The sequence below is a fragment of the Tolypothrix bouteillei VB521301 genome, from assembly GCF_000760695.4.
Lineage (GTDB): Bacteria > Cyanobacteriota > Cyanobacteriia > Cyanobacteriales > Nostocaceae > Scytonema > Scytonema bouteillei_A.
In genome coordinates this window covers 3,010,574-3,032,594 of the sequence record NZ_JHEG04000001.1, presented here as the reverse complement: position 1 = coordinate 3,032,594, position 22,021 = coordinate 3,010,574, and the positions used below count along the sequence as shown (strand labels likewise).

The 22,021-nt window shown below is 40.8% G+C and carries 23 protein-coding genes; 10 read left to right on the top strand and 13 right to left on the bottom strand.

The genetic code is table 11. The features are described from left to right. Positions 1-31: 31 nt before the first annotated feature. From lptB to HC643_RS12035, 5 genes are all read right to left on the bottom strand, one after another. The gene (gene lptB, locus HC643_RS12055) at positions 32-760 is read right to left on the bottom strand and encodes an LPS export ABC transporter ATP-binding protein (protein WP_038084384.1); all 729 of its coding nucleotides are present in this window, start codon (positions 758-760) and stop codon (positions 32-34) included. Between the two features lie 89 nt (positions 761-849). Next, positions 850-1,353, bottom strand: coding sequence for an LptA/OstA family protein (locus HC643_RS12050; protein WP_038084382.1), 504 nt, complete (start codon positions 1,351-1,353; stop codon positions 850-852). 254 nt (positions 1,354-1,607) lie between these two features. Continuing rightward, a complete protein-coding gene (locus HC643_RS12045; RefSeq protein WP_038084380.1) occupies positions 1,608-2,000 on the bottom strand; it encodes a DUF309 domain-containing protein in 393 nt (130 codons plus the stop codon). Further along, entirely contained in the window at positions 1,997-2,362 is a 366-nt protein-coding gene (locus HC643_RS12040; RefSeq protein WP_038084378.1) for a ferredoxin thioredoxin reductase catalytic beta subunit, read from the bottom strand. The genes HC643_RS12045 and HC643_RS12040 overlap by 4 nt, the downstream gene beginning before the upstream one ends. A 170-nt stretch (positions 2,363-2,532) precedes the next feature. Next, complete coding sequence (locus tag HC643_RS12035; RefSeq protein WP_038084376.1) at positions 2,533-3,687, bottom strand: DUF58 domain-containing protein; 1,155 nt, start codon at positions 3,685-3,687, stop codon at positions 2,533-2,535. Between the two features lie 476 nt (positions 3,688-4,163). Between HC643_RS12035 and HC643_RS12030 the strand changes: the two genes are divergently transcribed. Continuing rightward, positions 4,164-5,396 carry a type IV pilus twitching motility protein PilT gene (locus HC643_RS12030; protein ID WP_038084374.1) on the top strand — a complete coding sequence of 411 codons (1,233 nt, stop codon included), beginning with the start codon at positions 4,164-4,166 and terminating at the stop codon, positions 5,394-5,396. 44 nt (positions 5,397-5,440) lie between these two features. Here the strand turns inward: HC643_RS12030 and typA are convergent, their stop codons facing one another. Then, positions 5,441-7,231 (bottom strand): translational GTPase TypA, encoded by a 1,791-nt coding sequence (typA, locus tag HC643_RS12025; protein WP_038084373.1) that lies wholly within the window; start codon positions 7,229-7,231, stop codon positions 5,441-5,443. 260 nt (positions 7,232-7,491) lie between these two features. Continuing rightward, entirely contained in the window at positions 7,492-7,986 is a 495-nt protein-coding gene (locus HC643_RS12020) for a hypothetical protein (RefSeq protein WP_050045707.1), read from the bottom strand. A gap of 224 nt (positions 7,987-8,210) precedes the next feature. Here HC643_RS12020 and HC643_RS12010 point away from each other — a divergent pair, with 224 nt between their 5' ends. Beyond that, the gene (locus HC643_RS12010; protein ID WP_038084371.1) at positions 8,211-8,438 is read left to right on the top strand and encodes a helix-turn-helix domain-containing protein; all 228 of its coding nucleotides are present in this window, start codon (positions 8,211-8,213) and stop codon (positions 8,436-8,438) included. A 122-nt stretch (positions 8,439-8,560) separates the two neighbouring features. Here HC643_RS12010 and HC643_RS12005 read toward each other — a convergent pair whose 3' ends face one another. Then, positions 8,561-8,704 carry a hypothetical protein gene (locus HC643_RS12005; RefSeq protein ID WP_167844666.1) on the bottom strand — a complete coding sequence of 48 codons (144 nt, stop codon included), beginning with the start codon at positions 8,702-8,704 and terminating at the stop codon, positions 8,561-8,563. A gap of 617 nt (positions 8,705-9,321) precedes the next feature. Between HC643_RS12005 and HC643_RS12000 the strand changes: the two genes are divergently transcribed. Further along, positions 9,322-10,653, top strand: coding sequence for a YncE family protein (locus tag HC643_RS12000; protein WP_038084369.1), 1,332 nt, complete (start codon positions 9,322-9,324; stop codon positions 10,651-10,653). 97 nt (positions 10,654-10,750) lie between these two features. On the opposite strand, the gene HC643_RS11995 is transcribed toward HC643_RS12000, so the two are convergent. Next, a complete protein-coding gene (locus HC643_RS11995; protein WP_050045706.1) occupies positions 10,751-12,685 on the bottom strand; it encodes an ABC-F family ATP-binding cassette domain-containing protein in 1,935 nt (644 codons plus the stop codon). Between the two features lie 462 nt (positions 12,686-13,147). Between HC643_RS11995 and HC643_RS11990 the strand changes: the two genes are divergently transcribed. Further along, positions 13,148-13,327 (top strand): hypothetical protein, encoded by a 180-nt coding sequence (locus HC643_RS11990; RefSeq protein WP_038084367.1) that lies wholly within the window; start codon positions 13,148-13,150, stop codon positions 13,325-13,327. Beyond that, a complete protein-coding gene (locus HC643_RS11985; RefSeq protein WP_050045705.1) occupies positions 13,324-13,506 on the top strand; it encodes a hypothetical protein in 183 nt (60 codons plus the stop codon). Before HC643_RS11990 ends, HC643_RS11985 begins: the two co-directional genes overlap by 4 nt. A gap of 330 nt (positions 13,507-13,836) precedes the next feature. On the opposite strand, the gene HC643_RS11980 is transcribed toward HC643_RS11985, so the two are convergent. Further along, positions 13,837-14,253, bottom strand: a complete 417-nt coding sequence (locus HC643_RS11980) for a DUF1824 family protein (protein ID WP_038084364.1) — start codon at positions 14,251-14,253, stop codon at positions 13,837-13,839. A 53-nt stretch (positions 14,254-14,306) separates the two neighbouring features. After that, positions 14,307-15,161, bottom strand: a complete 855-nt coding sequence (locus tag HC643_RS11975; RefSeq protein WP_038084397.1) for a prohibitin family protein — start codon at positions 15,159-15,161, stop codon at positions 14,307-14,309. A 262-nt stretch (positions 15,162-15,423) separates the two neighbouring features. On the opposite strand from HC643_RS11975, the gene HC643_RS11970 reads away from it, so the two are divergent. Next, positions 15,424-17,232 (top strand): ABC transporter ATP-binding protein, encoded by a 1,809-nt coding sequence (locus HC643_RS11970; RefSeq protein ID WP_038084361.1) that lies wholly within the window; start codon positions 15,424-15,426, stop codon positions 17,230-17,232. A 180-nt stretch (positions 17,233-17,412) separates the two neighbouring features. Continuing rightward, on the top strand, positions 17,413-17,841 hold the full coding sequence (gene ccmS, locus HC643_RS11965) for a beta-carboxysome assembly chaperone CcmS (RefSeq protein WP_038084358.1): 429 nt from the start codon (positions 17,413-17,415) through the stop codon (positions 17,839-17,841). Between the two features lie 61 nt (positions 17,842-17,902). On the opposite strand, the gene HC643_RS11960 is transcribed toward ccmS, so the two are convergent. Then, a complete protein-coding gene (locus tag HC643_RS11960) occupies positions 17,903-18,172 on the bottom strand; it encodes a GlsB/YeaQ/YmgE family stress response membrane protein (RefSeq protein ID WP_038084355.1) in 270 nt (89 codons plus the stop codon). 681 nt (positions 18,173-18,853) lie between these two features. Between HC643_RS11960 and HC643_RS11955 the strand changes: the two genes are divergently transcribed. The 3 genes from HC643_RS11955 (at position 18,854) to HC643_RS11945 (ending at position 21,210) form a co-directional block, all read left to right on the top strand. Then, positions 18,854-19,363 (top strand): hypothetical protein, encoded by a 510-nt coding sequence (locus HC643_RS11955; protein ID WP_038084352.1) that lies wholly within the window; start codon positions 18,854-18,856, stop codon positions 19,361-19,363. Positions 19,364-19,445: 82 nt separating this feature from the next. Next, positions 19,446-20,384: an EndoU domain-containing protein gene (locus HC643_RS11950; protein WP_038084350.1), complete on the top strand. Its 939-nt coding sequence runs from the start codon at positions 19,446-19,448 to the stop codon at positions 20,382-20,384. Positions 20,385-20,685: 301 nt separating this feature from the next. After that, a complete protein-coding gene (locus HC643_RS11945; protein ID WP_038084348.1) occupies positions 20,686-21,210 on the top strand; it encodes a DUF4168 domain-containing protein in 525 nt (174 codons plus the stop codon). A 353-nt stretch (positions 21,211-21,563) separates the two neighbouring features. Here the strand turns inward: HC643_RS11945 and HC643_RS11940 are convergent, their stop codons facing one another. Next, positions 21,564-21,884: an MGMT family protein gene (locus tag HC643_RS11940; protein WP_038084346.1), complete on the bottom strand. Its 321-nt coding sequence runs from the start codon at positions 21,882-21,884 to the stop codon at positions 21,564-21,566. Positions 21,885-22,021: the final 137 nt, after the last annotated feature.

The window sequence follows — 22,021 nt, the reverse complement described above, 5'->3', positions numbered from 1 at the left end:
TTATTGAAAATTTAAATCTTGAAGCCCTCGACTATACCTGAAAATTATCTCCTAAGTAGTACTGACGTACCAAAGGATTTTTGTAAAGTTCATCGGATGTGCCAGAAGCCAGAATTTGCCCTTCACGCATAATATAACCGCGATCGGTAATGGCAAGAGTTTCGCGAACGTTATGGTCTGTAATTAGGATACCCATATTGCGATCGCTCAATTGAGCCACAATTTCCTGAATTTCTGAGACAGCAATGGGATCGACTCCAGCAAAGGGTTCATCCAAAAGCAAAAATTTTGGTCCATCTTTTCCTGCAGCCAAAGCCCGTGCTAATTCCGTTCGGCGTCGTTCGCCGCCAGAAAGTTGAATTCCTTTGCTTTTAGCGACTTTTTCCAAACGAAACTCTTGCAGTAACATATCCAGTCTCCGCGACCATTCCGAACGAGGGACATTGGTTTGTTCCAGTACTAACAAAATATTTTCCCGTACAGTCAGCTGACGAAAAATACTGGCTTCCTGTGCAAGATATCCAATGCCCAGCCTTGCTCGTTTGTGCATTGGCAGTGGCGTCACATCCATTTTATCCAACCAAACAGTTCCCCGATCTGGCTTTTCCAAACCCGTAGCTATGTAAAAAGTTGTAGTTTTACCTGCGCCATTAGGACCGAGTAAACCAACGATTTCTCCCTGGCCAACCGAAATGTTGACGCGATTGACAATGACGCGCTTGCCATAGGATTTATGAACATTCTCTAAGACAATTTTCACTCTAAGGTTAGGGGTTAGGGACAAGGAGACATGGGAGACAAGTGAGAGGTATTCATAACCAACGCCCGCTTCCCAATTGCCAATTTTAACTAATTAGGTTTCTTTAAAGGTGGTGTTGCAGGAGCAGGTGCAGCCGTTGGGTTGTTGTTATCGTTAACGATATAAATGGATTCTACCTGACGACCTTGCTTGGGTGTAGCAACAAATCGTCCTTCGTCAATCAAATAAGTTACCGTTTCAGCTTTAATACTATTGCGTCCCTCTTGCAATACGTAGACGTTGCCACTGAGAATAATCTGACGTTCGCGAGTGAAGTATTGTGCTTGTGCTGCGGTTGCTTGAATACCTCGGGCTGGATAGACGAGTTCTACATCGCCGCGAACAGTTGCCACTTGTGTTTTCGAGTTATATTCTTGGACTTTGCCACGGATGTACAGAGGACGGTTTTGCTGTGCAGAAGTTTGAGGCGTTTGTGCGGTAGCTGTTTGTACTTGGCTGGGTAATGCGATCGCACTTGTGAGTGCAGCACCGAGCAGCAAGGCTAATCCAAAATAGCGCGTTTTAATTTGAGGGAATTGGTATTGGGGCTTCATATAAGTTGGCAATTAAGAACTCGCCTGTTATTTTAATTCTCGCAAGTACTTCTCCTTTGAGATACAATACACAATTTGAATTATCTAAGGAGCGCTACTAGCTAAAGTTTTAGACGCTTTCTTGACTCGTTAGGTTTCATTACAAGATTTTACAAATAGAGAATAGTCGTAAAAAAGCTGATAATATATCTAGTTTTAGATTTTCGATCTACTTCTGTACGGGCGCAATCCCTTGCGCCCCCAATCCCTCACCCCTAGCGATCGATTCGTACAATCTTGGGTAGAAGCGAGGCTTCCTCTCGATTCAAGTTAAAAGTAGCAAGCTTTTCTAGCTCTGCTTGTTGTAATGTTGTCAGCAGTGTCGCACTCCGATCTAATAATTCATCCACATCAATACCTCCGTAATCCGATGGGTAACGTCGCAGGCGATTGCTGCCTTCTCCAAGCAAAATCGCTGCTCCCCGTAAGTTGTTGTTACCCAAATGATAGAGCGCTACCGCAATTTGCAGAATGCCTTGATAAAAAGTTTTTTCTGGCTCTGTGGCTTCAATCCACAAAGCCTCTAAAGTGTCATGGCAGTCATAATACTGCCCGGTATTAAACTGCTCTACACCTTGCCAAAACTCTTCTGGCATTCTTTCGTTCATGCCATGGTCTCTCTAATTTCTTTAATTGTGTCTAAAGAGATTTCTTGTTTGTCCCCAGCGAATTCATTTTCTGGAGTCAAAAATAGCATACAATGGCATTCTTTCCGCTCTCGCATTGGAACGCAGGGGCAATTCCAAAAAGTGGCTTTGACTTCTGCTTCTTTGTCTTCATAATGGCGACAGGGACACAAGGGCGCTCCTAGTTCGTCTTTGTGCTTGGCTAGCCCTTCAATCACAACTGCAGTTACGGAAGGTTCAGAACAAAAGTAAGTTCCCGTGCGCTTTGCGTATTGTTCGGAAAAATGCCTCATTGCCTCCAAGCTATGCTCGCTGGATTTTGTGTTAACTTCTGGTGAAATCATCGGCTGGGCTACTCATAATTTAAACATTTCTTTGCATTGTACCGCAGCCAATGTAAGGTATTGCTGGGGGTTATCCCCCGTCTTTGATGGAATTGCAAAGAAGCCCTTTCAAAGCAGATGATTGCAGACGGTTTTAACATCTATGACAGTTGTGAATGTACGGGATTGAGCTATCTAATGCATTTTTGCAACTGGGTTTGGAGTGATTGTTCGGTGTCTATCTGTATACCTGGGTAATCTTTATTAACAATAACTTGTTCTTGTTCTGTAGAAACATCTTGCCACAGTACCCATCGGCTGCCGTTGGGTAGTGAAGAAAGCGTTAAAGGATTTTGTGTTAACCATATCAGAGGAGAGTGGGGAGGTTTTGTCGTGCCATCTTCTTGGAATGCGATCGCCGCTAAGGCTTCCTGAACGACTCGTTTACCTCTGATTATCCCTGTTGATGCTGTCCACAGTGCTACCTGTGTTTGCTGGCGATGTGCGTAAAAATACAGTGATGCTGCTGCAATGACGGCTTGTTCAAAATTCTCTTCGTTCCAATTACCCGCACTGTCAATAGCAATAATAATTTCTTGCCCACCTGTAATAACTTCTAACTCTCGTACCCGTAACTCTCCGTAACGCGCACTCGTGCGCCAATGAATCAAGCGAATCGGGTCTCCTATATGGTAAGGACGAAGACAGCGAGTTAATCCTTGGGTTGCTGTTTGTAAGGGTCTACCACGGGGATCGCCTCTTTGAGAGTCTTCATCTCCCATTTCATCTATCAGGGGACAAGTGGTTAGGGGTAAGACTTTGGGATACACAACTGCCATAACAGCAGCGTCTCGCAAACGCCGACACCAAAATAGCCCCAAGGGAGCACCAGTTCCCAATTCGACTGTTTGCCAGCGAAAAATTCCCCGGCGTTCTGTTGGTTGATGATAAACCCAGCGATAGGACTTGCCATGAGAAATTCTTTCAATCGATTTCTGTATGGGTTTTCCCAACACAAAAGGTAGCATATCCTGGACTTGCAGCAAGCTTGTAGGTTGACGTGCTTGATTGAAAATCTCTAATTCAACTGTGAGATCGTCACCTGCTGTCACTGGTTCAATAGGAAGACGCTTGACAACTAAACCCAAAAGCGATCGCGGTGGTAGGATGACTGCCAAGCCCAACAGAGCAAAACTAACACCACTGATAACATAAAGCCAGCCCGCCATCGTATTGATCCCAGCCCCAAAAAAACAAATAGCAATACCCATTAAAATCCAACCACCGTATGCAGGAGCACAAGCGCGGGTTTCTAACCAGTTCGTGATGTCTTTAATAATTTTCATAGCTGTTGGGTTAGCCGTTGTTTTTTACAAAAATGTCAAGATCGGGGCTTCCATTTATTATTCCCAACCACTATTGCTTAACGAACAGGTTTTAGTTACATCTCTTCAAGCAAATACAAATGTTACTTCACAAACAGTATTTAGTATGACTGCTATAACTACTATCATTTGCGTATCTTCAATCATCTAAATCTTCAAAAGATTTTCTAAAATAAATGACACATTTACAGAAAATCATTTGAAAATTAACAAATTTTTCACGTTCGAGGTAAAAAATTTAATAATTTTTCCCTAATTGTCTAAACTTTGAGTTACCTTATTGAAAGTTTCATGTTTTACAATTTACTGCGTTAATTACAGGACTTACAATTCAAGTATATTCACGGTTTACTTAAGTACACTGGTTTAAGAATTCGTACTCTTTTAACCAAGTGTCATCGCTTCTGTATATTCCACATCTACCGAAGGAAACTCCAATGGATGACAATTTAACGTCACAGTTTAAAAACCCAAAACTTACGCATTTACCTCCACCACCACCAAATCACCCGCTTTTACAAAAAGCCAATCAAGTGCAAAGAAATGCCATTTCAATTCAACAACTAGTACGTGATGCTTATGCTCAGCATGCTTCTGATATTCATATTCGTGTAGGAGAAGTTCCCCGCTTTCGGATTCGGGGTGAGATGGTCTCTTATGAAAGAGCGGAGAAAGTTTCACCAAAAGTTTTTGAAGGGTATTTAGACGAAATTCTTTCTCAAAATGCAAGACAACTGTTTGCAGAAACCAAAGAATTGGACACAGCCGTTTTTTATCCTGGGTTCTTGCGCTGTCGTGTCAATTGTTTTGAAACCTTAAGTGGCGGTGCAATGGTACTGCGATTAATTACATTGCAAGTCCCTTCTATTGATAGTTTGGGTTTACCACAAATCCTTAAATACATTATCAGCCACAAGCAAGGGCTTATCTTAGCGACAGGACCAACAGGTTCTGGAAAGTCTACGACTTTAGCCGCTATGATTCAACATCTCAATGAGACAGCGCAAAAACACATTATCACCATAGAAGATCCTATTGAGTACGTTCACACTTCTCAAAAATCCCTAATCAGTCAGCGAGAAGTGGGCTTACATACCAATGAATTTCATCATGCTTTAAGGTCAGTATTGCGGGAAGATCCCGATGTCATTTTGATTGGAGAAATGCGCGATCGCATGACTGTTGACACCGCATTAAAAGCCGCACAAACAGGTCACTTGGTTTTAGGAACTCTTCATACCAAAAACGCTATTGGGTCAATCAATCGCTTGCTAAATATTTATAACCCAGAAGAGCAAGCAGCTATGCGCGTGCAAATTGTTGACTCATTGGTTGCGATCGTATCCCAACAGTTACTTCCTACAACTGATGGTCGTCGCGTAGCAGCACTAGAAATTTTGATGAATACACCAACTATGCAAGATTACTTGCTCAAGGGTGAAGAGATAGAGGCGTTCCAACTTATGGAAAGCAGTACTAGCGAAGGAATGCAAGTGATGAATCACGCTTTGTGCGACTTAATGCTGACCGGTCAAATAAGTATTGAGGATGCGATCGGTGCTTCTCCCGATTTTGGTGACTTGCGCCGTCGCGCCCGCAATGGCGGTTTAGACCCAGCGCAATCTACAAATCGTAATTTTGAGTTGAGTTACAGTTATAAACCGAGATGAGAAGGGTTAGTTAGTGGTTAGTTGTTCTACTAACCACTAAACCATTAGCGTTTTGCCAACTTCTTAGCCATCTTTCTCAGGCGGATGGATTGGGGTGTGACTTCCACCAATTCATCTGGTCCAATGTATTCCAACGCACGCTCTAGGCTCATGTCTACAGGTGCTTGTAACTGAACCAATTCATCACCACCCGCTGCGCGGTGGTTGGTGAGCTGTTTGGTCTTACAAACATTTAGTTCTAAGTCTTGTGGACGATTGTGTTCTCCGACAATCATACCTTTGTAGACTTTAGTACCTGGGGTGATAAAGAATGAACCTCTATCTTCAGCGTTCTTCATCGCGTAGAAGGTAGCAACGCCTTCTTCAAAGGAGATCAATACGCCTTTGTTACGAGCTTCAATATCTCCACTGATGGGACGGTAGTCTAAGAAACTGTGGTTCATGATCCCCTCACCACGAGTCATCCTCATGAATTCACCACGGAAACCAATTAATCCACGAGCGGGAATGACAAACTCTAGCTGGGTACGTCCGTTACCACCAACTTGCATATCTTGCATTTCGCCTTTGCGTTGTCCCAAACGTTCGATACAGCTACCAACTGCATCTTCAGGAATGTCTAACACTAAAAGTTCAAATGGTTCGCAAGGTTGTCCGTTGACTTCACGGTAAATAACCTGTGGCTGGGAAACCTGAAACTCGTAACCTTCCCGACGCATGGTTTCGATTAAGATACCCAAGTGCAGTTCTCCCCGACCGGAAACGAGGAATTTATCGGGAGAATCGGTTTCTTCTACGCGCAAAGCAACGTTAGTTTCGAGTTCGCGGATCAAGCGATCGCGGACTTGTCGTGATGTTACTAATTTGCCTTCCTGACCTGCAAAGGGAGAATCGTTTACCCAGAAGGTCATCTGTAAAGTCGGTTCATCGACTTTAATCAGTGGTAGTGCTTGAGGTTCGTTGGGATCGGTAATTGTTTCTCCAATATTGGCATCAGCAAAACCCGCGACTGCGACGATGTGACCTGCAGATGCTTCTGGAATTTCAATCCGTTTCAGCCCTTCAAAGCCCAGCAATTTGCTGATTTTTGCTTTGACAACTTCACCGTTTTCTTTAACTAATGCAGCTTGCTGTCCCATGCGGATGGTACCATTGTGAATTCTACCAATGACAATCCGCCCCAGATATTCAGAGTAATCTAGAGTTGTAACTTGCAGTTGTATGGGTTTGTTCACATCCCCAACTGGTGGTGGTACGTGGCGCAGGATAGCTTCAAACAGGGGTTGCATATCCTTAGATTCGTCTTCGAGTTCGTCTTTAGCGTAGCCACTCAAACCTGAGGCGAACAGGTAGGGGAAATCGCACTGGTCGTCATCTGCTCCTAATTCCAAGAACAGATCTAAAACTTTATCGATCGCACCGTGAGGATCTGCTTGAGGACGGTCAATTTTATTGACTACGACAATGGGGCGCAGCCCTTTTTCCAATGCTTTTTTCAGTACAAAGCGAGTTTGAGGCATTGGACCTTCATTAGCATCCACAATCAGGATACAACCGTCTACCATACCCAGAACGCGTTCTACTTCACCGCCAAAGTCAGCGTGTCCGGGGGTATCAACAATATTAATGAGAGTTTCTTTGTATTTAACCGCCGTATTTTTGGCAAGAATTGTGATTCCTCTCTCTCGTTCTAGATCGTTAGAGTCCATGACGCAATCCGGAACGTCTTCTCCTTCTCGAAAGATACCGGATTGTTTGAGGAGAGCATCAACAAGGGTTGTTTTGCCGTGGTCTACGTGGGCAATAATTGCGACGTTACGGATTGGGAGCGTCATAAGTGTTTAATCAACTAAGAAGAGGATTTTAGAATTCATATCTAGGTGGTCTGTCTGTGTAACAGAATTTGGGTAAATATAGAAATTCTGTAAACAAGCCTTAATAATTCTATCTTAACTGTTATACTTCGTTTGTTTTTCGATAACAACCAGAAAATTTCTGGAAAACTCTGCGCCCAGTTAAAATCGTTTACACTCAAGGATTTCAGGCTTTAAGGACAAGAGAGCCGAAACACGATCGCTTGACTTATATCTATACTTTAAGAGTTTCTGCAAGCGGCTGTAGTTTCTGTAGCTGTCGGATAACCGTCTGTTATCAAAGACTGAATAAAGCGTCTTGCTTGTAGATACTGGTTCCGTAAGAACGAGAGAGTTGTTTGACAAAAGGCATTTTTCATAGCTCTCACCAAAACTCCCCATTTATGGAGTTCAACAACAGAATTCGCGTTCTGAAACTTCCGTCTGTAAAATTCTTGCCAAAAATCAGGAGCTTGCTTTGTTTCATGTTTTCGCCAGCGCTTGCGCCACAGAATAAAATCTTGTTTTTTGGGTGGTTCGGCTTCTACTATCGGTGGCAAATCGGCGTAGCTTACAAACCTTGTTAATCCTTGTGCAACAACAAGAATGACCTTAGGCCACAAACGAATCTCTTTAATGTGCTCAATTTTTATCTTTAAAAGGAGCGATATTGCTTCTGGAGTGACAAATCTCGCTAGTGGATGAACAGATTTGGATTCAGATTGTGGTGTTATCATATTATATAGATTCCTGTAAGGCGATCCCCTTCAAGTGATTTCCCTTCAAGTGATTCCTTTAAAGCGATTCTTTCAAGGTGATTCCTTTGAGGTGATTCCGATAAGTTGGTATCTCTTTATGGGATTGTTATTGGATGTGCGATCGCTCTTGTCTTGCAAACTTAGGCGGTCGCTTTATAATATTATTTTAGCTATTAAAGACTAAATTTCGTCTTGTGTCAAGTATGGGAATGGTAAGGTTAAGAATTAAAGAGTTTGCGGACAACGAGGGCTGGACGATTAAAGAAGTGTCCGAGCGATCGGGAGTACCATACAGCACAATTAAAACTTACGTGCGCCTTCCACAAAGAGCAACGGTTGATTTAGTAGCCCTAAAAAAGTTAGCTCGGACGTTTGATGTCTTGCTTGAAGATTTGTTTGAAATAGTAGAAGAGAGATCCGAACTTCGCTAACATAACGAGATCTGCGCTCGCACCATACTAATTTCGGTTTAGGCTATGCTATAGCAGCAGCGCCCGTGTTTTGGTATCGAAGAGCAATGGTTTTGGCAATTGGACATGGTAAGCATTTGAAGTTAAAAGCCGCAATCGCCGATTCTTGCATAGATGTTGATTTCCCGAGTAGGAATTATTAATGTACTATCCTCAATCTTGGGAGAACCAAAATAGGCAGAATTCCAAAATTCCAATTCATCAAAATACCCATCAATTATTGTCATTATAAATTTTCAAAAACAACTGTTACTAGGTATGAAATGCTGATACGATCGCATCATTCTATTGTGCTTTATAAGCCTTATACTACAATTATTTAGCTCTTTCCGTTCTTTATTGAAGAAAACGTTACTTGAAAAAGTTTTGATGGTCAATCAAAAATGCTAGTAACGATGGTTAATATCAGGTGACAAAAAGGATAATACAAATCGGGAGCATCCCAAAGAGTGCCAAAAGCCTGCAAGAATAGAATTTTCTGGCTACACAAACGCTTGTCCACCTAGGTGGACATAGCTTGTATAGTCGCGATTTCAATCACAAATGTATTTTTTCCAAATTGGGATGCTCCCTACAAATCGGTCATGTAGACATCTAAAGTGACTTGACAAGCCATCTGTAAAATTCATAAAAACTTTATACATCTAAATCTTGATTGAATAACCGTATTCATAGTAATGTTTTACAGTATGTCGTAATTAGAACCTTTTCAAATAGATCGAAGCCTAGATGAAAAATATCTAGGTGATGTCTTCGTTGTGGAAAAAACTTTTTCCAATACAGTCTAATGGGTTATGAGGCTTTGTACAGCTAAAGCCATGTATTTGAATGAGGAAAAATAAAGATGAAGAAATTCTTCCTTCCGTTCCTATTTTTCGTTGGGATTGTCTGGGTTATATTTACCCAAGTCCCTCTACCACTTGGTAGCAATTTTTCTCTATCAGCCTCAGCTAAACAACCAAAGAATCCATCAATCTATGAAGTATGGGCTATTGACCAAGCTGATTCCTTTGATGGTACTTCTTTGGGAGGGAATCTCTATGTTCTTTCAGGTAACGACCAAGACTTTTTAAGAGGTCATGCAAAAGTTGAGCAAGTGAACTTAGCTGCTAGCGCTAAGAGAAACGGACTTGCAGCAGGTCAAAAACCTCACTGGATTGCTTTTAACAAAGGAGCTACACACGCAATTGTAGGACACGCTACCACGGCTCAGATTTACGCAATTGACGCCGATAAACGTGAAGTTGTCGATTCGATTCTTCCGCCAGGATTACCGAACTCGAACTCCCACGCTGTTTACGTCTCAAAAGATAACAACTATGTATTTGTTGCAGATACTCCCGGTCAACGAATTCATAAGATTTCCACAAATTATGAGACAAGAAGCAAAATTTTTGGTGAAGTAAAAACCTTAGACTTTAACATTCCAGATACCAAGACAGCCTTAGGAACTGCAACTGCTCGACCAGTGGTAGCTGTAGTCGATGATACAGGTCAATTCGTTTATGTCACATTTGCTGATGGGGGCGTGGCGATCGTTAATGCAGACACGCTAACAATAGCACACATATATAGTAAAGAAGAAGTCACTTTCAATGGATTGGTAGCCTCTCAGGTTAACGATCTCTTTATTACTAATGCAGGCAATGCCGATCCCCAAATAGCTGACTTTGTCTATGTTTATAACAACAAATCTCTACTAGAAAATCCCTCAAAGCGTCCAGATTTCATTAAAGTTCCTCAATCCGGTAATGATGTTCATGGTGTAGTAGTTGTTGGCGATCGCTATTTATGGCAGCTTAATCGTGCATCAAACACCATTACAATACATGAGATCCAACCTGACCTTTTCGACCAAAATATTGACAGTTCAAACAAAGTTCGGGCAATAAATCTTGTAAATCTGACAGACACAGCTTTAGGTTCAGATCCCGCACCAGACTTAATAGAAACGTCACCATCCCAAGAAGTTGCTTTTATTTCACAGCGTGGACCAAATCCCATCTCAGGAAACGATCCAGCATTTTTTAACAGTGTAGGTGCTACTCCCGGAGTAGGCGTCGTGCAAATTGAAAACGATGGCAAGAACGCTAAACCTATCTATCTATATAAATTCGATAACATTGTAAATGGAGTTAATATTAGTGATTTTCATGCCTTAACTGTTCGTAAGTAAAAGTTATTGCGGTTTGCTGAGGGGGAGAAGGGGGGAGTAGGAGAGAGGGGAGGAAAACCCTCCTGCTTTCTCTGGTCTCACCATTAGCCATTAACCATTAAGACTCCCTTTCTGCCAATTCTAACCACCGCTCAGTTGCTGTATCAATTGCTTGCTTTAAAGTTTCTACCTGTTCGTAGAGTTTCTGCACCTGGCTGTAGTTACCTGGAGGAACTTTTGTCAGCGCTTTTTCTGCTTCTGTTTTTTCAGTTTCTAGCTGAGCAATTTTTCCTTCCAATTGTTCAAATTCGCGCTTCTCCCAATTGGAGAGCCCTCGCTTTTTCTTGGTTCCATTGTCTTGAGATTGAGATGTTTTATTAATGGTCTCTACATTATTTTTTTGTTTTTCTTTGGTAGGAGTGCTTTGTTGCAGCTTTTCTTCCTCTGCTTTCTTATAATCTAAATAAACAGAGTAATTACCCGGATATTGTCGAATGTGTCCACCTTCTTCAAAAGCAAATATGGTGTCTACTGTCCTATCTAGAAAGAAGCGATCGTGAGAAACGGCGATCGCACAACCGGAAAAATCCTCTAAATAATCCTCTAGCACTGCCAAAGTCTGAACGTCTAAATCGTTAGTTGGTTCGTCTAATATTAAGACATTGGGCGCACTCATCAAAATACGTAGCAGAAACAGCCGTCGTTTTTCTCCCCCAGAAAGTTTGTGAATGGGGGCGTACTGTTGGTTCCCTGGAAACAAAAATCGCTCTAGCATTTGGGAAGCAGTAATTCTCGTACCATCCGCAATACTGATAAATTCTCCCTCTTCTTTAATGTAGTCAATCACTCGCTGATTTTCGTTCAATGCTGATAGCAATTCTTCAGAGTGTTGATCGAAGTAACCAATGTGAATGGTAGAACCAATGTCTACAAGTCCGGCATCTGGGGTAGTGCGTCCCGTAATGATATTTAGTAAAGTTGATTTACCCGCACCATTCCCACCAATGATACCAACTCTGTCTTCCGGGCTAAATTCATAGGTAAAATCTTTAATTAACGTTCTTTCATTATACGCCTTAGATACATTAGTAATTTCAATAACTTTTTTTCCAATACGACGGCTAACTGTAGAAATATCAACCTTACCTTGAACTTGTTTAAACTCCGTTTCCCTCATGGCTTGAATGCGGTCAATTCTGGCTTTTTGTTTTGTACTGCGGGCTTTTGGTCCCCGTTTTAGCCATTCCAATTCACGCCGCAAGACACCTTGATGTTTTCGTTGAGTGCTAACAGCAGATTCTTCAGCTAATGCTTTCTTTTCTAAGTAGTAAGAGTAGTTCCCGGTGTAAGTATAAATGTCCCCTCGGTCAATCTCAATAATCCGATTGGTGACTTTATCCAAAAAGTAGCGATCGTGAGTTATGAGTAAGAGTGCGCCACGGTAACGATTTAAGTAACTTTGCAACCACTCTACAGAATTGGCATCTAAATGGTTTGTCGGTTCATCCATGAGCAATAAATCGGGTTCAGACAGCAAAGCTGTAGCCAAAGCGATTCGTTTGCGATAGCCACCAGATAAAGTACCAACTAGAGCATTAAAGTCTGCGATCCCTAATTGGGAAAGAATGATTTTCGCATTTGTTTCCAATTCCCAAGCATTAATGGAATCCATCCGTTGCATGACAGAGGATAAACGCGACAGTAGCTGTTTATCTTCTGGTGCGTGGGCTAATTTGTCTGAAAGTTCTTCGTACTCCCGCACTAATGTCATTTGTTCGCCACTGTCAGCGAAAACTTGCTCTAAAACTGTGTGATTCTCATCAACTTCTGGTTGTTGGGGTAAATAAATGATTTTAGCTCCAGAATTAGCTATGATTTGACCGCTATCAATTGGTTCTAACCCCGCAATCATTTTTAATAATGTGGATTTTCCAGATCCATTCGTTCCAATTAATCCGACTTTATCGTTTGCATCTAGGCTAAAACTTGCTTCTTTGAGAATTTCTTTAATACCAAAATCTTTTTTGACTGATTGTAGTGTAATAATACCCATAGTATTTAGTTAGTGGTTGATGGTTAGTAGGGACGCAAGGCATTACGCCCATACAGTGCTTGGTACATTCAGGAGTTTGGGAACCGCACCCTCGACGCTGATGGGTTGTTTCTCTTTTGGATGAGAACTACTGTAAGTACCTGCAGAACGGTTGAGGAGCAACATTTTAGAAGGACAAGTAAAACATTTTTATTTAGAAGTCCCTGCTCCAAACCATATTATTACTAATCTCCGACTCTACTGAAATGATAACACGTATATTTAATAACTTAGAACTTGTCAGAGTAGATCCTAGGTATAGTATACTAAATAGTCACAAATTCCAACCACATAATTCATACCTCTTTTGAAAAAGGTTAAATTATTTTTATTATTAAAAATTGTTTTTAATTTAGTTGATGGCAGTAGAACAATAAAAAATTTCTAATTGGCTTATTCATTAACTTTTCAAAAAATGTTTTTTTGGAAAAAGAAGAAGAAATTATAAAAATTTGCAAATTAATCGCAGTACATCAGAAAAATCTCTATGCTATCGAGGAAATTCTTGCTACCTATGGAGTCGATAGACCCATTCACTTATTAAACAGTCTGACGTTTGAACAGGAAGAAATTAAGAGATTGCAAGCCAGACTGGATGCATGAGAACGTCCTATATTGTTGAAGCACGAGATTCTGACGAGTACGGCTATGCTCTCACTTCTACTTTGCAGCTATCTCTTATTGTCCACAATCCAGAATTAGACCGATTTTGCTTGCTTCCTTTAACTCGCAGGTTTGTACTGACAAAAGCAAAACAAAACAAAATATTTGTGATTTGTTAATCCGACTGCAAAATCAAGCAGAACGATTTGCGACTCAAGATGAAGTCACCCATGCTTTGAATCGCCGTGGAGAAGAGTGGTTTGTTCCGAGCGGTTGAATTTGCGGTGTAGCTAAAATACTGTGCGTTCGCTTATTTTGAGATCCGAAGGGGAATTAAAGCCTTAATCTAAAAGAAAAACGGGGATTTTTACGTAAGGCTTAATTAAATATTGCCGTTAAAAATGAGCGAACGTACAGTTACCAGTCCCAAAAAACAGGCGGGCGGGGATACCTACCACACAAGAGTATTGCAATTTATTGAATTCACATTGCTAAGTGCTAACCACTCACTAAACAAACAAATCCAAAGGTAAATGCCCGAACATTTCGTTGACTCCACCTTGCGAATAAGATTGACAGCTAACAAGCACTCCTCGGTGGTGTCCTGAGTAAGAATCAAGGTAGCACAAGCCATTTTTCCCATTCAATTTGATGTAAACTGGTCCATCCATCATAGGTAAATCGCTTGGTGGTTCGTAACCAAAGGCGTGAGAATAAGTTTTCATTGCTAACATTCCTTCTTCAGCAGTATCGGCACAGATACCTAAAATTTGATAGTCAGCAAGATTGGCAATAAAAATTAACGCTTCCCGAACTCCAGTCTTTTCTGATGACTTGAGAGTGGGGGCAATATCTACGCAGTTAAACTTATTAAGAATTTTTTTAGCTTCTTGAATGTTCAAATTGCTTTGCTTTCGATTAGTCATATATAAATTTATTATCCTTAGGTTGTTACTGATTATTGGTCAATGGTAGTTACTTATTCCTGGTTACTGTTCAATGTATTGCCTAAGTTAAAAAGAAATGGCGGAGTATTCTTAGAATTGCTATCCATTACTAAAACTTTTGGCATTTGAGCACCACCAGTTTTCCAAGCTTCAATAGCTTCTTTCTGCAAAACTAACTGTCCTCCTTGAGCTTTCAAGGTTTCGGCTAAAAGTCTTTGAGCTTCTGCTTTACCTTTAGCGCGATTGATTTCTGCTTGTGCTTCTTGTTCGGCTTCTCGTGCCACATAAACTGCTCTTTGTGCTCTTTGTTCGGCAATTTGTTTTTCTTCTACCGCTCTAGCAAACTCCGGAGAAAATGTTAAATCTACTACACTAGTATCCAACACTATTATTCCATATTTATCTAATCGTTGACCTAAGGCAGTGTCAAAATCTTCTTTTAATTCACTTCTTTTAGTAATTGCTTCTTCTACCGTTCTTCTTGCGGCTGCAATCTTAAAAGATTCCTGCGTTTGTGGGGCAATAATTTTGGTAACAATATTTTCTAGTGTTCCTTGTTTTCTTCTAATTTCAACAACCTGCACCGGGTCGATCCGAAAGTTAATTGCGAATCTTGCTGTTAAAGTTTGCAAATCTTTTGTCGAACTTTCTGCAGGAACTTCAAACTTTTGTACTGTTAAATCGTACACATCCACTACTGAAATAAAAGGTGGGATGAGGTGTATACCTTCTATCAAAGCTCCATCTTTCGCTTTACCCAAGATACTCAATACCCCTGCTTGTCCGGGATTAATAATAATGAAAGAATTTAGGCTTAAAGCCACAAGTATCGCTGATACAATTCCCAAAACTGTGATTCGCCAATTTGCAAACTGCTGATTGTTCAAGTTATTGCTCTCCTTCAATTTTTGGTTGACCGTTTTTGAATTTGGGTTTTGAATTGACAGGCTTTACATTTGAACTGTTTCAACCTTAGCAAACGATACTCTGTAAAGCTATCAGACCGAATGTAAAACACTCAAAACCAGTACAACCTTTCATCATTATTGACCGCTCTCCAATTTCCAATCCCCAATCCCCACTACCTAAGGTGTCACTTAGCCGTTGGCTGTCGTGCTACTATTCAGATCCAAGCATCTACTTACGACAGTGGCTAAGATACTTAGGTCTTATCAAAAATCGAGAAGGCGAGCGTCTTCAACCCATCCCCTTAAGCGATTGCTGAATTACGGACGTCGATATCGCAAACAAATTTGGCTGGCAACAGCTTGTTCGATCCTCAATAAGCTTTTTGACTTAGCACCGCCCGGTTTAATTGGCGTTGCAGTGGATGTGGTAGTAAAGCAGCAAGATTCTATCATTGCTCAGTTGGGTGTGAAAGATATCTTTTGGCAATTCTTAATTCTTTCATTTTTGACTGTCATTGTCTGGATACTGGAATCTGTCTTTGAATACGCTTATGCCAGACTTTGGCGCAATTTAGCGCAGGATATCCAGCACGATCTCCGTCTGGATGCTTACAAACATTTGCAAGAGTTGGAACTGGCATATTTTGAAGAACGCAGTACAGGTGGTTTGATGTCCATACTTAGCGATGATATCAATCAACTGGAACGTTTTTTGGATGTGGGAGCAAATGACATTCTCCAAGTCGCTACTACCGTTGTGATTATTGGTAGTGCTTTCTTTATTTTGGCTCCTAGTGTTGCTTGGATGTCAATGCTACCAATACCGTTTATTCTCTGGGGTTCTTTTGCTTATCAGGATTTGCTTGCTCCTCGTTACGCTGATGTCCGGGAAAAGGTAGGGCTGCTAAATGCTCGTTTGGCAAATAATTTAGGTGGCATCACTACTATTAAAAGTTTTACCTCCGAAGATTACGAAATTGCAAGGTTGGCAGAAGAAAGCGAAGCATACCGCCGCAGTAATAATAAAGCCATCAAGTTATCTGCGGCTTTTATTCCATTGATTCGGATGTTGATTCTAGGTGGGTTCACGGCATTGCTGTTGTTTGGTGGTATTGCTGCTGTCAATGGCAAAATGTCTGTTGGTACTTATAGTGTCCTCGTTTTCTTAATCCAGCGCTTGCTTTGGCCTCTGACAAGATTGGGTGAAACTTTTGACCAGTACCAACGCGCAATGGCTTCCACCAATCGAGTCATGGATTTGTTGGATACTCCTATCGCCATTCCTACAGGAGACATAGCCTTACCTATAGATCGAGTACGTGGTGAGTTGGCATTAAAAGAGGTAACGTTTAGTTATAAAGATAGGTTACCTGTTGTTAAAAATTTGTCTTTGCACATTCCGGCGGGTAAAACAATTGCTATTGTTGGTTCTACTGGATCGGGTAAAAGTACTCTAATTAAACTTTTATTACGCTTGTACGAAGTTCAATCGGGACAAATTACTCTTGATGGCATCAATATCCAAGATTTAAAATTGCGGGATTTACGCTTTTGCATTGGTTTGGTCAGTCAAGATGTCTTCTTATTCCATGGAACAGTTGCAGAAAATATATCTTACGGTCGCTTGAGTGCAAATAATGATGAAATCATCAACGCAGCTAAGGTGGCTGAAGCCCATGATTTTATTATGCAGTTACCTCAAGGTTATGAAACAATTGTCGGCGAACGCGGTCAAAAGTTATCTGGGGGACAAAGACAGCGCATTGCGATCGCACGTGCTGTCTTAAAAAATCCACCCATCCTGATTTTAGACGAGGCTACCTCAGCCGTCGATAATGAGACCGAAGCCGCAATTCAACGATCCTTAGAGCACATCACTGTCAATCGAACAACTATTGCGATCGCACACCGTCTTTCTACCATACGCAACGCCGATTGCATTTATGTCATGGAATACGGACAGTTTGTAGAATCTGGAACTCACGAACAACTCCTCAATCAAAATGGAGTTTACGCAAGTCTTTGGCGCGTACAATCTGGTCTAAAATAGGGATCGTGTAAAGAGCGCTAATATAGTGAGGACTTACGCATAGCTCCCTTTTCAAGGAAGGATTTGGAGTATTTGCAACGCGTGAAATTCCAAATCCCGTTGAGGTTGCGTAAGCCCTGATACTTTGAACCAAGTGCCTCTTTGTGCGAGATTCTTCTTACCCAAAATTCCAAATTCATTATGTTCTTTGGTAATCACCAATCCGAATCAACAGATAACAAGTGGCGGCGTCAGTTGGATAGCTTTGTAAAAGTACACCAACAAGAATTAGCGGCGTTGTCGTGGGGTTTGTGGTTAGAAAATGGTAGCGACCAAGGCACTATAGGTATAGATCTACAACCAAGACCGCATTTTGTTTACTGTCCTAAAGAAGCAGTAGACAAGCTAAATAGTAGCGTTGAAAACAGGCTCCAGGAAGTTATAGGAATTGTAGAGCATTACAATCCTGAAGTCGAAGTTCTGATGATAGGAATTGGCAAAGAGCAAATCAAGTTGATTCATTTTCAACCTGCCATCTCACCACCTATTTGTTACGAACAAGTCGGTAAAGATGTTAATACTTTATTGGAACAGTTGGAAGAAGAGTTAAGTAAAGATCTGGCTGTGTAAAGTGGGTCTTGCCCTATATATTAATCTTTTGATGGGCATTGCCCACTCTACTTGTAAATTTCTAAAGTGCTCTGTGAGAAAATCGGTAGTACAAGAAAATTGCAATAATCGCACCCAAAACAGCAACGAACAAACCAGGAATACTTAATGTTGCAGAAGTCAGAGTGAAAGTTCCTGTTTGCAGTAAATTAACTAATGTTCCACCAATTAAAGCACCAACGATGCCTAAAAGCAAAGTACCTAAAATCCCACCGCTTTGATAACCGGGATAAATAGCTTTTGCAATGGCACCTGCAAGAAGACCTAAAACAATCCAAGCAATTAGATTCATCGTTTTACTTCCTTTTTGTTCTGCACCGAACACTTTCTATTTAACTTTAGAAGATACTTTTATTCATCTTTCATCAGAAACAATACCTACTTTTCTTAAGAAAGAGAATAAGGTGCTATAAGTTACAATTCCTTAGGTCTTGAGAAAGCACAACTCGCTCTTAAGTTATACTCATTGCATTAATTTAAGTAGGGTATTGCTAAGAAATTTATTATCTCTTTTGCAATACGGGTATCTATTTTACTCCTTACTTAATAACATCAATTCAAAAAATGTTTGTGCTTGATATCTCACCCCTGGTGACGCATACGATCGTGCAACTTGCTACAACGAAGGAAACCCTCTTCGGACGGAAATGCTGTACGCATACGGGCTATCCCACAATGGATATACTCCAGTGAGTGAGTTACCTTGGTCGGGCTTAATTCTCTTCAAGTTCTTGGTCTCACCTCTGCTTTCCCCAGACATACTACAGCGCGGTGGTGTCCCGTGTTAGGTCTGACTGGGAGACGAATGTTCAACTGTTGCATTCTTTTTGCAAATTGGTATTACCTTTAGTATGTTTGAGCCACTAAGCAGGAAGGGTATCCGTACCCCCAGAAATTTTGAAGTTTTTTTCAAATTGGAAGTTACTAGTAACTGTTATTATCATTTTTAGTAGTCAAGATAAACATTGTAAAAATGAATTTAGAAACTGACAACTCTCAGGAAATTGCCCAACTGAAATCAGAAGTGATAACCAAACGCAATCAAGGCGAAGTTGTATTTGAAATCAAAAAAATTACATCCAATAACTCGAACGAACGCTCTGCAACTTCTCGCTCCCTTGAAACATCTCGTGAGGTTCTAGAACTCATTGATGCATTTGTAAATCAACAAGGATATCACAATCTAGGAGAGCGTTGGAAAGAAATTAGTCAAGAAGAAGCTGAACAAATTATAAGTTTTATAATGACGAAAGATTTAGCTTATTCTGTAGAGCTAATGTCTGCTCGAGAAGCTCAGCAAATTTCTGCTAAAGTATTAACTCTGTTTACAGGAGATTGCAAATATTTTACAAATGCATCATTTGTGAACAATTTTTCAGGCATGAGTGAATGGGACTCAATCACAGAATCAACCTTTGATACAGGAGTGATTATTGTAAGTGGCGATCGCATTGGTATGCTGTGGGTGCAAGATGAAGATTAAGTAAAAGAAAGTAAACCTCAAACATAAACCATTAAATCCTATGCTAAATAATAATTCATTCACAAATTAAACTATATTTATTATGTCGCAACTCGTTCCACCTTTAAAGGTTATGGGGGGAGCAATATTACTGCTGTCCTTGTTTGTGTTTAAAGCCAGTAGCGCTACAATTTTAGAAGAATTTGAGTCTGGAGAACAAGGAAGTTACGTACCTGCTGAGGTAAAGCTTGGTAGAGGTATTTTGAGTTCAAACAATACTGTAATTAGTCATTCTCATCCTCTTTTGACTGCTGTCCCTTCTGATTCTTTGCCATTCTTTGACAACATTAACAACCCCGTCTCTGGATTAGCAGTAGGAAGCCCAGCCGATGTGACTCCACCACCTCCAACTTTAAATAGTTTTGACAAAGCAGTTAATAATACGTGTGGAGCACCCGGTACAGTCGTCGATCCCTCTCGCTTTCAAGCTATGATGAAGAAAAATTCTGCTGTTTTAGCCAATATTAAGAAATTTGTAGGCGGGTCTCTTGTTTCAGGTCGCACTTCAAACGCAGATTTTCTCAACGATCTAACCGATGTCTGGTTTAAAGCAAAGGCTTTTGACCACATCTTTTGCGGCGAACCGACTTGGGGAAAATCAATTGGTGGATTGCACTTTGTTGGTCGTTATTTAGAGCTTCAGCAAAAAGGTTTGGCAGGACGCTTAGCTAATAATACCTCTAGAGAAGAGGTGCTTCCCAATGCCGTTTATACTATGGGTGTCATTATAAAAGTAGGTGATAAAACTGCTCGCTCTCCTGTAAAAGGATACGGTTACACTCTCAATGCTGAAGAAATTCTATCGATCGCTTCTTTAGCTTACAAGAAAAATCCCAATACCTCTTCAACAAATAAAGCGTGCCAATTAAGTGTTACAGACGATGGCAAAACATTTACGACCGTGTTTGTGACCAAAAATGGTGCTATCCGGACATTCTTTCCCGATGCTAGCCCCGATAACAACAACCCCAAGTGCCTGTAGCAGTCGCTTTACAAGTTGAAAAGACGATTAAAGGCTTTTGGGCGATTGTTACGAGTACAGTCAATGTGTGAAGTGCCACTTTGCACAGTCAATATTAACTCTATTTCGTTAATATGTATGAAGCCGTACCACGATATGGTGTATCTGGAGTCGTGCGCTAGCAACAACAGTCAATAGCTGTGTTGCTTTTTAAGTGTACCTTAGAATATGCCTGCTACATCGATGGAACTTAACGAGCTAGTCCAAGAAGTCCAATACCTTCTCTAATGTGGGGTAGGTAATCTCTAAGGAGGAACTCAACGTGTTCAAGCAACTTCTGACAGGAAGCTGTATTTTTCTATTCTTGCTTGTCGGCAACCTGTCGGTTCAAGCACAACAAAAACCAGTATCCCCATCCTCATCGCCAACGCCTCAAACTCAGCCTCCAGCAACCACCACTACTCCAACCAACACCCAGGTTAGCTCAGAAGAACTTCAAAAATTTGCACGTACAATAAAACAGTTGATAGGCATTGAGCAAAATGCAAATCAGGAAATGTCTCAAGTCATTACTAAGTCTGGTTTAAGTCAAGAACGATTTTTTGCCATTTATAAATCACAGAAAACGCCTTCTACCCCACCAACACCAGCAGTTAGTTCTCAAGAAAAGCAGCAGTTTGAGAAAGCATTCACAAATTTGAGGCAGATTCAACAACAAGCTGAGACTAAAATGAAACAGGTATTGCAGACTGAAGGGCTACAGCCAGAACGCTTTAATCAAATTGAAGCAGTCGTCAGACAAGACCCAGCGCTTCAGAAAAAAGTACGCGAAATGATTAAGGGATAGTCTTTCAAAACTCAGTTATGGGTGCATTCTGACTTTCTCATACACCTTATACAGTAGGGCAATTGCTTTTGGTTTTAGAAACTATAGAACTAAGGCAATTGCCCCTTTTTATCTGGGAAAGGCAGGGGGCAGAGGGCAGAAGGGAGGAATAAGTATTAAAGGTAATAAGTAATACTTTCGGTTCCGTCTGACCTCTGCCAATGGGTTATAAGTACCTGAGCAAAATTAATTTCATACTCCCCATCGCCTGAAATACTTATCTAACGGACATTCTAGGTTTTAAAAATGTGTAATTAATTTTGCATGACTACTTAAAACTGAATTCTTAAATAAATTGTACCGCTTCAAATGTATTAAATTTGACGACTTTTCCAAAGGTACTCTCGGAGATTAATTTTTCCATCAGGAGTAAATTTGATTCCTTCTTCTTCTAGCAGCCATTGCTGCGTGTAATCAGTTCCATTTCGTAAAGGGGAATGAGATATTTCACCTTTGGCATTCACCACACGATGCCAGGGCACATTCGATAAGTTGGTATTAACTCGGTAAAGAGCATATCCAACCAAACGGGCTTTACCATATAGATGAGCTAAGTCTGCCACCTGACCGTAAGTAGCTACCCGACCTCTCGGAATCTGACGTACAATCGCGTAGATCTTTTCGTAAGTAGACATTGATTTTTCCTCTTCGTAGCTAAAGCCAAAATACGACTAACACTCTCCGTGTATTTACATAATTTCTTGTTTAAATTTTTTAATATAACTTGATATAGGCTTTTAACTTTACTACTGATACTTTATCAGACTTTTAC

Bases quoted from the DNA above. Each gene is read 5' to 3' on its own strand.
- HC643_RS12020 (WP_050045707.1), bottom strand. From the start codon at position 7,986: ATGATAACACCACAATCTGAATCCAAATCTGTTCATCCACTAGCGAGA.
- HC643_RS12000 (WP_038084369.1), top strand. From the start codon at position 9,322: ATGAAGAAATTCTTCCTTCCGTTCCTATTTTTCGTTGGGATTGTCTGG.
- HC643_RS11955 (WP_038084352.1), top strand. From the start codon at position 18,854: ATGAATTTAGAAACTGACAACTCTCAGGAAATTGCCCAACTGAAATCA.
- HC643_RS12005 (WP_167844666.1), bottom strand. From the start codon at position 8,704: ATGACAATAATTGATGGGTATTTTGATGAATTGGAATTTTGGAATTCT.
- HC643_RS11985 (WP_050045705.1), top strand. From the start codon at position 13,324: ATGAGAACGTCCTATATTGTTGAAGCACGAGATTCTGACGAGTACGGC.
- HC643_RS11995 (WP_050045706.1), bottom strand. From the start codon at position 12,685: ATGGGTATTATTACACTACAATCAGTCAAAAAAGATTTTGGTATTAAA.
- HC643_RS11940 (WP_038084346.1), bottom strand. From the start codon at position 21,884: ATGTCTACTTACGAAAAGATCTACGCGATTGTACGTCAGATTCCGAGA.
- HC643_RS11980 (WP_038084364.1), bottom strand. From the start codon at position 14,253: ATGACTAATCGAAAGCAAAGCAATTTGAACATTCAAGAAGCTAAAAAA.
- HC643_RS12050 (WP_038084382.1), bottom strand. From the start codon at position 1,353: ATGAAGCCCCAATACCAATTCCCTCAAATTAAAACGCGCTATTTTGGA.
- ccmS (WP_038084358.1), top strand. From the start codon at position 17,413: ATGTTCTTTGGTAATCACCAATCCGAATCAACAGATAACAAGTGGCGG.
- HC643_RS12030 (WP_038084374.1), top strand. From the start codon at position 4,164: ATGGATGACAATTTAACGTCACAGTTTAAAAACCCAAAACTTACGCAT.
- HC643_RS12035 (WP_038084376.1), bottom strand. From the start codon at position 3,687: ATGAAAATTATTAAAGACATCACGAACTGGTTAGAAACCCGCGCTTGT.
- HC643_RS12010 (WP_038084371.1), top strand. From the start codon at position 8,211: ATGGGAATGGTAAGGTTAAGAATTAAAGAGTTTGCGGACAACGAGGGC.
- HC643_RS11960 (WP_038084355.1), bottom strand. From the start codon at position 18,172: ATGAATCTAATTGCTTGGATTGTTTTAGGTCTTCTTGCAGGTGCCATT.
- HC643_RS12045 (WP_038084380.1), bottom strand. From the start codon at position 2,000: ATGAACGAAAGAATGCCAGAAGAGTTTTGGCAAGGTGTAGAGCAGTTT.
- HC643_RS11950 (WP_038084350.1), top strand. From the start codon at position 19,446: ATGTCGCAACTCGTTCCACCTTTAAAGGTTATGGGGGGAGCAATATTA.
- typA (WP_038084373.1), bottom strand. From the start codon at position 7,231: ATGACGCTCCCAATCCGTAACGTCGCAATTATTGCCCACGTAGACCAC.
- HC643_RS12040 (WP_038084378.1), bottom strand. From the start codon at position 2,362: ATGATTTCACCAGAAGTTAACACAAAATCCAGCGAGCATAGCTTGGAG.